8 protein-coding genes and 1 pseudogene are annotated in these 12,892 nt (G+C 51.6%); 2 read left to right on the top strand and 7 right to left on the bottom strand.

The window, feature by feature from the left end; translation table 11 throughout:
- Window positions 1–13: 13 nt before the first annotated feature.
- Entirely contained in the window at window positions 14–2,461 is a 2,448-nt protein-coding gene (gene thrA, locus NGM62_RS02015) for a bifunctional aspartate kinase/homoserine dehydrogenase I (RefSeq protein WP_262245516.1), read from the bottom strand.
- Between the two features lie 392 nt (window positions 2,462–2,853).
- Here thrA and NGM62_RS02010 point away from each other — a divergent pair, with 392 nt between their 5' ends.
- The gene (locus NGM62_RS02010) at window positions 2,854–3,885 is read left to right on the top strand and encodes an SMP-30/gluconolactonase/LRE family protein (RefSeq protein ID WP_262245515.1); all 1,032 of its coding nucleotides are present in this window, start codon (window positions 2,854–2,856) and stop codon (window positions 3,883–3,885) included.
- Here the strand turns inward: NGM62_RS02010 and NGM62_RS02005 are convergent.
- From NGM62_RS02005 to NGM62_RS01990, 4 genes are all read right to left on the bottom strand, one after another.
- Window positions 3,863–4,723, bottom strand: a complete 861-nt coding sequence (locus NGM62_RS02005; RefSeq protein ID WP_262245514.1) for a phosphoenolpyruvate hydrolase family protein — start codon at window positions 4,721–4,723, stop codon at window positions 3,863–3,865. The two genes, NGM62_RS02010 and NGM62_RS02005, sit on opposite strands and share 23 nt — an antisense overlap.
- Before the next feature lie 83 nt (window positions 4,724–4,806).
- Window positions 4,807–6,042 (bottom strand): Tm-1-like ATP-binding domain-containing protein, encoded by a 1,236-nt coding sequence (locus NGM62_RS02000; RefSeq protein WP_262245513.1) that lies wholly within the window; start codon window positions 6,040–6,042, stop codon window positions 4,807–4,809.
- Window positions 6,035–7,009, bottom strand: coding sequence for a Gfo/Idh/MocA family protein (locus tag NGM62_RS01995; protein ID WP_262245512.1), 975 nt, complete (start codon window positions 7,007–7,009; stop codon window positions 6,035–6,037). Before NGM62_RS01995 ends, NGM62_RS02000 begins: the two co-directional genes overlap by 8 nt.
- 109 nt (window positions 7,010–7,118) lie before the next feature.
- Complete coding sequence (locus NGM62_RS01990) at window positions 7,119–8,222, bottom strand: FUSC family protein (RefSeq protein ID WP_262245511.1); 1,104 nt, start codon at window positions 8,220–8,222, stop codon at window positions 7,119–7,121.
- A 464-nt stretch (window positions 8,223–8,686) separates the two neighbouring features.
- On the opposite strand from NGM62_RS01990, the pseudogene NGM62_RS01985 reads away from it, so the two are divergent.
- Window positions 8,687–8,872 (top strand): annotated as a pseudogene (locus tag NGM62_RS01985) (IS982 family transposase); the annotation flags it as partial.
- A gap of 43 nt (window positions 8,873–8,915) precedes the next feature.
- On the opposite strand, the gene NGM62_RS01980 reads toward NGM62_RS01985, so the two are convergent.
- Both NGM62_RS01980 and NGM62_RS01975 read right to left on the bottom strand, forming a co-directional pair.
- On the bottom strand, window positions 8,916–10,574 hold the full coding sequence (locus tag NGM62_RS01980) for a sodium:solute symporter family protein (RefSeq protein WP_262245510.1): 1,659 nt from the start codon (window positions 10,572–10,574) through the stop codon (window positions 8,916–8,918).
- The gene (locus tag NGM62_RS01975) at window positions 10,571–12,868 is read right to left on the bottom strand and encodes an FAD-dependent oxidoreductase (RefSeq protein ID WP_262245509.1); all 2,298 of its coding nucleotides are present in this window, start codon (window positions 12,866–12,868) and stop codon (window positions 10,571–10,573) included. Before NGM62_RS01975 ends, NGM62_RS01980 begins: the two co-directional genes overlap by 4 nt.
- Window positions 12,869–12,892: the final 24 nt, after the last annotated feature.

The following is a 12,892-nucleotide window of genomic DNA, read 5'->3' as shown; positions in this document are numbered from 1 at the left end:
TGATTCCCTCTGTTTATGCACCCACATTCACCAAATCTGCAAATACTCCCGCAGCGGTCACTTCTGCACCCGCGCCGGGCCCTTTCACCACCAACGGGCGCTCTTTGTAACGCTCGGTGGTAAACGAGATGATATTATCACTACCAGACAGCGCAAAGAAAGGATGGCTGCCATCCACCATTTCCAATGTGATATTCACCTTGCCGTCCTCCAATTTACCGATGTAACGGAGCACACTATTTTCCTGCTGCGCCTTTTTCTTCAGCGCATCGAAATGCGCATCCGCTGCCTTTAGCTCGCGGTAGAAATCATCCACCGATGCAGCATTGATGCAAGCCTCGGGCAAGATAGCATCCAACTGTACCGCTTCCGGCTCAAGCGGATAACCCGCATCGCGGGCCAGTATCAGCATCTTGCGCATGAAGTCGGTACCACGGAGGTCATCCCGGGGGTCGGGCTCTGTATAACCAAGCTCCTGGGCCCTTTTTACCACGTCGTAAAACGACGAGTCGCCCGTAAAGTTGTTAAAGATATAGGAAATTGTACCCGAAAGAATAGCTTCGATACACACAATCCGATCGCCACTCATCATCAAGTCGCGCAGCACCCCTACGATCGGCAGTCCGGCGCCCACATTGGTTTCATAGAAGAAATCAACGCCATGCCGCCGGGCCGTATCCCGTAGCAACCGGTACTGCTCATAAGGGCCTGAGTTGGCGATCTTATTGCACGTTACGACGGATATATTCGATTGGAAGATCCCTTCATAATAGCGGATGGGCTGCTCACTTGCCGTATTGTCTACAAACACACAGTTCGGAAGGTTCATCTGTTTCATCCGCGATACGAATACTGCTAGATCGGCCTGCTCTCCCGATTCGTGCAATTGCGTCTGCCAGCTGTCCAATGCAATGCCGTCGACATCGAAAAGCATCTTGCGCGAATTGCTGATGCCGACTATTTTGATTTCAATATCGTTATTATCCAGCAAGAAGCTATGTTGTTCGCGGATCTGTCTAAACAAAGTCGCCCCGATGTTCCCGGTGCCTACGTTGAACACGTGCAAGGTTTTGTTCAAGTTGGCAAAGAATGCGTCGTGAACCGCATTCAATGCCTTTGCCAGATCATCCCTACCGATGATTACCGAAATATTGTACTCGGATGAGCCTTGGGCGATTGCACGGACGTTGATACCGTTGCGCCCCAGGGCATGGAATAACTTACCCGACATACCCGGCGTCTGCTTCATGTTTTCGCCCACGATTGCCAGTACGGAAAGGTTCTCTTCTATCTCTGGTTCTGATAACTTATTGGCTTGCAATTCGAGCTCAAATTCATTTTCGATCAATGCTTTTGCTCGTTTTGCGTCATCCGGGTGCACCGCAAATGTGATACTATGTTCGGACGACGATTGGGTAATCAGCACCACGTTAATCTGCTCCCGGGCAAGCATGGTAAACAACCGGCCACTAAACCCGGTACGGCCCACCATCCCCCCACCCATCACGTTGAGCACGCTGATGGCGGGGATAGACGATATCCCTTTGATCGGCAGTGTTGTTTTCCCGCTGTCGTGCTGGATAACCGTCCCGGGGAATTCCGGGTTAAACGTATTGCGGATCACGATGGGGATCTTTTTCAGGAATGCGGGGATCATCGTCGGCGGATAAATGACCTTAGCCCCGAAATAAGACAATTCCATGGCTTCGGTATAGGAGAGCACGGGTAGTGAAAATGCTTTTTTTACGATGCGGGGGTCAGCGGTCAGCATCCCATCCACATCGGTCCAGATTTCGATGGCCTCAGCCCCGAGTGCCGAGCCGATAATAGCTGCGGTATAGTCGCTCCCACCCCGGCCCAGGGTTGTCACCCGCCCCTGCTCATTGGCCGCAATAAATCCAGTAAAGAATAACAACTTCGATTCATTATCGGCTACATACATACGGATGGATTGCTCAGAAGCTGCTTGGTTCACATGCGCACTGCCGAAGTGACTATCCGTTTGGATAAGTTTTGTGGTATCCGCAAATGCCACTTCCGGAAAATATTGCTCCGCTATTTTGCTGACCAATAACACCGAGCACCGCTCTCCATAACTCACAATGAGGTCTTTGCTTTGCAAACTAAGTTCGCGTAGGTTAAAAACACCCTGCAACAAGTCCTCCAGCTCGTTCAGGTAGATTTTCAGTTTGGTAAACACCGGGTTCTGCCGCTTTACAGCAATAAGCTGTTTCACCACTGAAAAATGACGGGATTCCATGTCTTTCAATCCCTCAACGAAATCCTTGCCTTCCGACGCGTCTGTGGCAAGCCGGGTGAGCAGGTTGGTTACCCCCGCCATGGCAGAGAGCACCACTATGGGCCGCTCGCCTGCTGCATGTGATTTTTTCACAATTTCGAGTACCGCACGGATGTTTTCGATGGAACCGACGGATGTACCGCCAAATTTGAGTACCTTCATATTTCGTTCTATACTATACCTAGCCGTTGAAACTAAAAACGCCCTCCTCTGTTAAAGGAAGGCGTCTTATGGTTTTTATCGTTACGACTACAACATAAACTACTTCCTCCGTGTATTATACCCGGTGGTAATCGTTGTTGTAATGGTCGTGTTTCTATTCACCTTGATTGATATTTCCGCGACAAAGGAAACCCTTTATTTTGAAATTTGCAAGAAAAATCTCCCTTTTTTAACATAGCTTCATCTCTACCTATAGCTGCCTAGGACAAGCCACGGCCTGGCTAGGACTTCTTATCAACGTAGCTTAGCGGAAATCCCCTACGCACCCCTACCGATGTCCCATTACTTATCATCAACTAATTTTAATACCTTTAGCGAAGAAACTGACGAATATGAAAGCCATAATTTCTTTATTCATTCCACTTACACTCCTCATGACTACTGCTTGCAACAACACAAAGCAATCCCATCAGACAACGTATAAAACTACCGGGACAATCGAACGACTCGACCCGGCGCTAGAAACCATACTAGACACGAACACAACGATTGAAATCATTGCCGAGGGTTTTATTTGGAGCGAAGGACCGCTTTGGGTAGAACGTGAGCAAATGTTGCTGTTTTCCGATGTCCCCGCAAATACGATTTACAAATGGACCCAAAAAAACGGCACTGAGGTCTACCTCCAACCCAGTGGCTATACCGGCACCGAACCCAGCCAAAGTAAAGAGCCTGGCAGCAATGGACTATTGTTGGATGGTAACGGCAACCTGGTGCTATGCCAACATGGCGACCGGCAGATGGGGCGTATGGAAGCACCGTTAGATAAACCAGCTGCCACATTCGCTTCTTTGGCTGACGACTATAACGGAATGCGTTTCAACAGTCCGAATGATGCGGTATTCAATACTTCAGGTGAGCTGTTTTTCACCGACCCGCCATACGGACTGCCCACGCAAAACGACGAGGACCCCACAAAAGAAATCCCTTTCAACGGCGTATACAAGGTAAAGCAAAACGGTGATGTCGTCCTATTGACCGACAATATCACCAGACCGAACGGGATTGCTTTCTTCCCCGGCGAACAGACCCTACTGATCGCCAATTCGGATCCAAACGCTGCCGACTGGTACCTACTCAAAATCGATGGGGATACGCCAGCAAAGCCCTCCCTGTTTTACAGCGCGACTGGTGAGCGCGAGGGGTTGAAGGGACTGCCCGACGGACTGAAAATCACAAAAAAGGGAACCGTATTCGCCAGTGGCCCCGGTGGTGTCTGGATATTCAACCGTAATGGCAAAGTACTCGGGAAAATCAAACTGGAAGACGCCGCATCCAATATTGCCTTATCGGCTGATGAAAAAACGCTGTACATCACCAACCATCAGCAAGTGCTGCGCGTCACTTTAACGTCAGCGCCTTAAAAGCACGTGTCAACTCGGTGAGCGATTCTTCTACGCCCATCCGCTCTAGCGAGGATGCACCCACGAAGCCCTGCACATCAGTATGGTCCAGCACCCAGCGGACATCCTCCGGCGTATTGATCGGCCCGCCGTGGGCCAGGAAAAACACATCCGGGTTTACCGACCGGCCCGCTTCGATGATCTCCTGCGTGCGCTCCACGGCGAAATCCATGCTACGGGTGGCACTCACCACGCCGATAGAACCTCCCACCGTAGTGCCGACATGCGAAATGATGGCATCGGCCCCCGCATCGGCCATTTGCTTGGCCTCCTCGGCCGTGGCCACATACACAATGGAAAACAGATCCATCTTCGTGGCCAACCTTATCATTTCCACTTCTTTGTCGAAGCCCATCCCTGTTTCTTCCAAAACCTGACGGAAATGCCCGTCGACGATGGAATGCGTAGGGAAATTATTGACGCCAGAAAAGCCCATGTCTTTTACTTTCAGCAGGTGATGCCACATGCGGCGGCGCGGGTCAGAACCGTGCACCCCACAGATTACCGGAACTTCCTGTACCACCGGTAACACCTCAAACTCGCCGATTTCCAACGCTTCCGCATTGGCATCGCCATACGCCATCATCCCGGCCGTTGAGCCATGCCCCGCCATGCGGAAGCGTCCCGAATTGTAAATGATAATGAGGTCGGCACCACCGCGCTCAATGAATTTGGCACTGATACCGGTACCGGCCCCGGCTGCAATGATGGCTTTCTTCTCGGCAAGCGTCTGTTGCAAACGCTCCCTCACTTCTTGCTTCGTATAGGGGTTACCTACCCCGGTCCAAGGATTTGGCATAGTTAAAATCGCTTTTTGTCTTTGCCACGAAGGTCGGCAAGTTTCCCTACATACGCAAGCGGGGCAGCATAACCACTGCGTAACTATTGCTTCCGGTGCCCCATGAGTCGGAGCAACGTGGCTACCGCCTGCTTGGCAAACGTTTCATCGTTGATATGGGCGGCCTGCTCGATTACTTCGATGTTCTTAGCTGCCGTTTCGCGTATCGCATCAAATAACGCACAGTCCGCCTGTGGATATTCAAACACACCGCCTTTGGCGTCGATCTGCGAAAGACCGTATGCGGGCAGCAGGATAGCTACTGGGGCGGTTGCCCGATTCAGCTTGCGGGTAAGCAACGCCCCTAGTTGTCGGTTTTCATCGGCATCGGTACGCATCAGCGTCACATCGGGCGCCCAGTTGTACAGTCGACGCCCTCTGTATCGCGCCGGCACGGTGTCGAGGTGCGCAAAGTTGACCATATCCAGGCAGCCGGGTGCTACCACTTGCGGGATACTGCAACGCACCGCTGCTTCTAACCGATGGGGGCCCGCACTGCAGATTCCGCCGCAGAGTTCATCTGCCAGCTCGGTGGTGGTGAGGTCCAATACCCCGTCGAAGCACCCTTCATCTATGAGCGACTCCATGGTTTGCCCGCCCACCCCGTTGGCATGGAATACGAACACTTCATATCCCCCCGCCTGCAGCAATTCGGTACACGCAGTTACACAGGCAGTGGTATTACCGAACATGGAGATAGCAATCCTGCCCTTGGTATCAGCTATCCCGAGATCGACCTGCGCATTAGCCATGCCACACAGTGCTGCCGCTGCTTGCCGGATCAACCTCCTGCTGATGCTGTTCAGTCCGGCTATATCCACTACCGATGGCATCAGCGTAATATCTTTGCTGCCCACTTGCCGCGAAAGGTCTTTAGATGCCACCGTGCTGAGGCAGAGCTTCGGGATGCCCAGTGGAACGGTCTGCATAGCAGCCAGCGTAATGTAGGTACCGCCACCACCACCCATTCCCATCACCGCCTTAATTTTTCCCGCGTCATAGAGACGCCTCAAGATGCTGGCACCGCCGCGCCCCATCACGTCTACCGCATAGCCACGGTCGTTGCGCTCCCGCAACTCCGAAAGGGTGTGGCCCGCAGCAGCTGCCACCCGATCGCTTTCAAAATCGACCACAAAATCACCCGTGCTGATGTACGTACCTGTATTGATGGTAATCACCGACTCCCCATGCCTAATTATACAGGTTCGGAGGAAAGAAAAGTCCGGCCCTTTTGTATCAAAACAACCCAATAGTACAATGGATTTCCGTGTGTCAGCCATAATCCTCTACAAAATCATCCAACACCTGCATCACACTGCACCCCTCCCTTACGCTACACGGATTGGGGCCTATACCGCGGAAATAAGAAACTACGGCAGCAATCATCGGTTGCTGCACATGCTGCAGTGGCTCAAAATCAAATTGCTGTGTACCCTGTTCATTTGCCAATACAACCGGCAGGTAATTGAATACTGAAAACGACACCCGCCCCTCCGAACCGATTATCTCGCACATGTCGCGCTTCTCGGCTACGTTGAAAGCCCACAGCCCGCTGAAAAGCACGCCACTGTCAAACCAAATCTGGCCCGACACAACGTCGGCGGCCCCATACAACTTCGCTTGGTTGCGGGCCATACCACTGCTGGATGCAACATTGCCGAAGAAATAATGCATCAGGTCGATTTGGTGCGGCGCCAGATCGTGGAACAACCCCCCACCCGATTGCTGCGGGGTGAGGCGCCACTGCATCCCCGGCGACTGCAGTACATCTGCCGTGAGCGGCGGTTGATAATATTGCAAATTGGCAGTCCGTGGCGTACCAATATGGTTGTCAACCAGTTCTTTCACCTTTTTGAAATAAGGTTGTTCCCTACGGTAGTGCGCTACGGATAGTTTCACCCCGCATGCCTGTTGCGTCGCTTCCAACGCTTTGGCCTCGGCACTATTCAATGTCATCGGTTTTTCGAGGTACACCGGCTTTCCTGCCTGCAGTGCGGCGGTAGCATAGTGCAGATGGCTATCGGGCGGTGTAGCGATATATATCGCGTTGATCTCGGGATCATCAATAAGCTGTTGTGCATCGACGTACCACTTCGGCACCCCATGCCGCTCGGCATAATTCTTTGCCTTCGCGGCATCCCGCCGCATCACTGCCACCAACTGCGAATGCCCAACCTTGTTGAATGCCGGACCGCTTTTCACTTCGGCTACATCCCCGACGCCGATGATTCCCCATTTTACTTCCATAATCCACGTTATTTACGATCAATTTTTTCCCACGGCGCCAAATCGAGTTTGGAACCGCGGGAAAGCAAAGATAAGTTTTGCCCTGGGATTCGGAATTACCAATTGCGTCTTACTTTATCGTAGATTTCATTCTTTTCAAAAGAATCTTCGATCGACGTATGTGTTTTTTAGTATAAAAATGTATCCGCTCGTGATACAGCATCCATCCCCCTAATGCCCCAATCACACTACCGATAACCGTATCCAAAAGCCGGGCTTGGATCAAGTGTCCGGGCTGCTGGGTCAAAGCGATATTAGGCTCTGCCAAAAAGATAGTGAGCATCGTAATGAAAACAGCGGCAATCGCATAGTTTCTAACCACCAAAAATTCGACGACTATCTGCAATGCTAAGATGCAGATACAGACGCCCAATACTGTCATTGGGAATTGCAATACTCCCCACACCAGTATCAGTCCGATGATTGTGCCCAATACCCGTTGGATCGCCCGTGTCCACACGTGCTTAACGGAGATCCCCTGCATCACCGCCATGCATGAAATCGGAATCCAATATGGATTCTCCATCTGTAGCAATTTGGCCACCAGCAACGAAGCTCCAACGGTAACACCGAAGATGATCGATTCAACGATGTTCACATAGTTGTTTTGATGGATGAGGGCAGGCGTTTCATCCCGCTCGTTCGCTTTTAATGTGAGGAGGCTATATATCAAGCCAATTGTACAGGCAATCATCACACCCAGAGAAACGTGCCCAATCTCGGTGGGTATCGCAGCTACATCTTTCGGTGCCGAAATAGCCATCGATGCAATCATCGTGAAGAAAAAATTACCGGGTGGTCTGTTGAGGTCGAGCTTAAACAAGGCATAATGCAAGCCAAACGTATAGACGCCCAATACCAATGGCGACAGCCAGTAGCTGAACGAGAAGACAATGCCTACGGTAAATGAAAAAATAAACCCAAAACCGCAAGCCATCAAAATCATCATGCGGTTAACCAGGTTGTTGGACTGCGTATACAATATGACAAGCGCCCCTACCGACGCCAGTTTGCCTGCCTCAATGTCATCAACAAGGAGCCCCAGCAACAACGGCACCCCCACACAAAGCCCCGCAACGGGCGGTAGGTGCCAAGCTCTATTGGTCCTTCTGAATGTGAATACCTGAGCGAAATAACTACCTGATTTCACGTAATCGTTATCTAATCGTTGCATTAATTATACAGCCAAAGCTACTAATAAATTAGTGGATTTACATACCCCGCTGTGCATTATGATTCAGGGTTTCAAAAGGAAAAAAGTTATTCATATCACTGATAATCAGTAATTTATTTTTACTACAAACAAATTAGAATGAACAACTTTATAGCAAATGGTACCCCTTATCCCCGGCAAACTACATGATACCCATTACCTGGATGACATCAGTCTGCAAGGGTGGGGAGCGACCGCTTCAATTTTTTAGACGAGGATGAACTTACTTGGACTGAAATGAACTTACTTGCACTTCGGAAACGATCGCTTCCGGCTCGCAAACCGTTGCTTCCGACTCGCAAACCGTTACTTCCGTCCCGCAAGCGATTGCTTGCGAGCCGGAAGTAATCACTTATTTGCCTCATTTTTCCGTTCAGTGTTTAGTTTTTTGAACCCGAGGTGCTTCTTTTTACGTTCCGTCATCAAATCAACTCAATCACGAAGGATACAAGCCTCAATTTAGCCTGTTCAGAAAATCAAAAAAACGGATTGAGACATTGTTTTCTCAAATATGTGACCAATTTATGGTTAGCCGTAATTATGCCAAATCATTTGATGGATTCAAAACCATAATATTGACAAGGTGTACAGGGAAAGTTCAAGTCCAATAGCTATAGCTGCGCATTAGGTTTTACGAACACGTTCGGTGCCCAGCTACTCTTTTATGTGCTTGACCCTTCGGAACGACAGTAACAAGGCGACCCCGAGCATTACGATTACCGAAGCGATGATCAGCACTGCCACTTGGCCGTGCGAGGCAATCAGGCCCAGTATAAAAATCAACGAACCTACGCCAAGTAAAGCCAGCGCGATGGTCTTTACAGCCAACGCTCCCTGAAGCTTACCATGCAAGGCCTCTTCACCATCCGCAACACCTTCGTTTGCCGAAGCAACTACAGGCACACGATACGACCTGTTGCGGTAAACGACCTCAAAAATAGCCAGTAACATAATCGGTAAGGACACGCCCAATACCGTTTCCTGCATACGATCTAGTGAAATTCCGAGTACCCCCGGGGATATAAATTTAAAGAATACGTTGACCGCCAAGCTCGCAATGGTAACAAACAGCACCGAAAACGCCGTTTGCCGTTTGGAAAACAGCGCCCACACCGCCGGTCCATATAGCGGTACGCCCGTGAGCGCACCAATACTCAATACCACTTCCACTATGCCCCCCATGGCAGGCACCATCAAGGCTACCAGCACCGTGACCACCCCGAACCCTAAAGTGGAGAGCCGCGCCACCCACATCAACGACTTGTTGGATGCCGCGGGCTGCAACCGCTTATACACATCGTTGGTAAACACGGCAGATGAGACGTTCAGCGAAGCATTCACGGAATCGGTGGTCGCGAAGATCATCCCTGTAATCATCAGGCCCATCATCCCCGCCGGTAATACTTCCTTGCACATCAGCAGGTAGGCACCCTCGTTTTCAAGTCCACCCAAATCGGAATTGACCAGTCGATAAAGCATGGGTGGCAGCATCCACACCACGGGGCTGATGAGATAGAGCCAACCGAATAGGTAGCCGACTTTTTTAGCTTCCCGCTTGGTGGGTACGCTCGTATAGCGTTGCACATAGGCCCAGTTCCCCCCGATGAACACCATGTTGTAAAAACCAAAAGCCGCCATGAACCAAATGGAATACTCACCTCCCGTAAGGTTGAAAAAGCCTTCGGGAGCCGACTGCACAAATGAGCCGATACCACCCACGTTGTCAAAAGCCAAAGGTACCACAATCAGCACGGCTGCAGTAAGTACCACAAACTGCAGTACGTTGGTCACGATGACCGCCCACAGACCACCCGATGTGGTGTACAGCACCGCCATCAGGCCAAAAAGGATGATCGCCCAATGCGAGGGCATGCCGGTAGAGACGTTCACCAACTTCGCCACCGGGTACAGAAATGCCCCGTTATAGGCAAAGCTCATCAACAAGAACACGTAGGTGTAGAACTTATGTACGGTACTACCGAAACGTTGCTGCATAAACTCGGCGCCCGTCAATACGCCGGTTTGCCGCCAGCGTGGCGCAATGAACCGCCCAATGAGGAACCCGGCAATGGCCATCGTCCATTGGATGGTGACCGCCGCCCAGCCCTGCTCATAGGCAATCGCCCCCCATACCACGAAGGTTCCGGCCGAAAAAAAGCCCATGTAAAGGGATAGGCCGCTCATCCACCAAGGGAGGGCGCCGCTAGCTCCGAAGTACGATTTCATATCCGCCTTGCGATCGCTCATCGAGAGCCCCGCCACCAGTATGCCGACGGAAAAAATGGCGATTACCCAGTAGTCAAGCGTGGTCATTGGTCACCTCCATAACATCGTACGGCGAACAATGCCGCCGGGATTTCTTTGGAAGGATGCTCCACATAAATCGTCAACTTGTCTGTCATCATGGGTTCGTCAAAGGTAACGACATTCCGGGTTTGGTGATTGTCGGTTTGCTGGTAAACAACCCGGCCGTTCGCATCCACTATCCGATAGTTGCGAACGCAGAAAGGCATCACCCGCTCGGGGTGGGTCATCAACACCGATTCCATCGCATGGTCAAAATCCGTGTCGAACGCCAAGTCGATACGACTGATCGACTGCGGTTGTTCCCACGAAAGGGTCAATTGCGGTGTTTCATCGCCCGGGTCAGCTACCCATGCATTAGGTGCGGTTGTTGGCCTGTCTACCCCGTTCCGTACATTTTCAGGTCCAAACAGGTTTACCGGTTCGGAAATCGAAATGGCGATATTCTGCCCCTGTGGCCGCCGCTGTGGGCACCAGAATTCAAAGTCATCCACGCCCGAATCAGCGGGGGGGCGTTGCCGCCCGTTGTTAGACACTTTTTTATTCACGCCATTGAATACCGAGAGCAGTCCGGTGATCCGCTGTTCGGTATAGGGGAGGCGCACGTGTTCATTTTTCAGGAATGTCAAGAACACATACTGTGCTTCACCAAGTTCAACATTGAAATCCAGCTGGATTTCCGTATTGCCCGTTATCAGCGCGACGGCCTTTGTGGCAAGTATGGTGTCCGGCGTAAACCCGCCCTTCCGGCTGCTGACGCGAAGTTCTACCTGCAGTCCGGTATCCCGTTCAGCTTGGAGGGTCAGTGTGAAGGTTGGCACTTTTCCTGCGGGTAGCGGAATCAGCTGGGCAGCCGAAATATCGAGTGGACGCCATGTGGTGTCCGCGTTGTCGAAGCCCGAAAACGCCAACTCGCTGGACGCGGAAACTGTCGCCTGCTGTACTTTATCCGCGTCATCTCGGAGCACAAGCCCCGGAATGTATTGGCCCGCTTTCATCAATTCCTGTTGCAATAGGACAATATGTCCCTCGCTATAGATTTCGGCCGGTGCAATACCGTATTGTTTACAAATCGATGCCGCTACCGCCACTGCCTGCCCGGTGTAGGCGCTGGTTGCCATTACCCGCGTAGCGCCGAAAGCCACGTGGCTCACACTGATAATCCGCCCGGCGAGGAACAGGTTTTTTATGTTTTTGCTATACAATGTCCGATAGGGTATCTGGAAGATGCCCTTGCTATGCCATTGGTTGCAGGGTTGCCGCTCACTGAATACGCCGTCGGCAGGGTGTAGGTCTATGGACCAGCCACCATAGGCTACTGCATCGGGATGTTCACGCTGTTCGATCAAGTCGCGTTGAGACATCATGTAATCCCCTTCGAACCGTCGGCTCTCCCGCTTGCCCGGTATCATCCCCACCCATTCCAGCGTCATCGTTTCCGCTTTGGGAAATTCCCCGGAGTTCTTGATGTAATCCCAAATGCCGTATACCACCTGCCAAAGCTCCCACTTGATTCGTTCGGTGTCGTGCACCGTATCCAAGCGGCCACCGTGCTCCACCCACCACAACTGACAGCCGTGCTCGTTGGCTTTGAAATTGCGGAACCGGGGGATTTCCTTGGACACGTCCAAGGCAAACGATGGTGGGATGAACTGTACCGGTTTGCCCGTGTCCTTACTGTAAAAATACAGTGAATGGCCAAGCAGCTCGCCGTAGTCCGCATCAGGAGCCATCAGCTCATCAAATTCCTCTCGCGTTTCGGCCCCCATTCGGAACGCTGCACCGGCGAGGAAGCCTACGATCCCATCGCCCGATGCATCGCAAAAAAGGGGTGCTTCCAGGCGGTATTCCGTGGAGTTCTGGCTACAGAAAGCCCGCAATGCGCGTATGCGTTCCGGACCATCTTTTTCCACTTCGTACACGGCCGTGTTAAGCAACAGCGTAATATTCGGCTCCTGGATCACTTTGTCGAGCAACACCAAATCGAATATGATGGCATTGCCTTCGGGATTGCGGTATATGTTCTCCACCAATAGTTCATCGATTACTCCTCCCTCCCGGGCCCATCGGTTGTTGTTGCCCATGTGCGAGGTGGCGCCCAATACCCATAGGCGCACCTCACTGGAGGCGTTGCCGCCGAGTACGGGACGGTCCTGAACCAGTACTACCTTTAAACCTTGGCGTGCGGCGGTGATGGCCGAGCATACACCCGATAGGCCGCCGCCGGTGATGACGAGATCGGCGGTTATCATCTCTAGACGACTATTTCTTCCTTCCTTCCTAAACCCCTCTAGTAACTTCATAAATATTATATGTTAAAAATAGCT

Origin of the sequence: Parapedobacter soli, from assembly GCF_025460835.1 — a bacterium.
Lineage (GTDB): Bacteria > Bacteroidota > Bacteroidia > Sphingobacteriales > Sphingobacteriaceae > Parapedobacter > Parapedobacter soli.
This window is presented reverse-complemented; position numbering and strand designations above follow the sequence as displayed.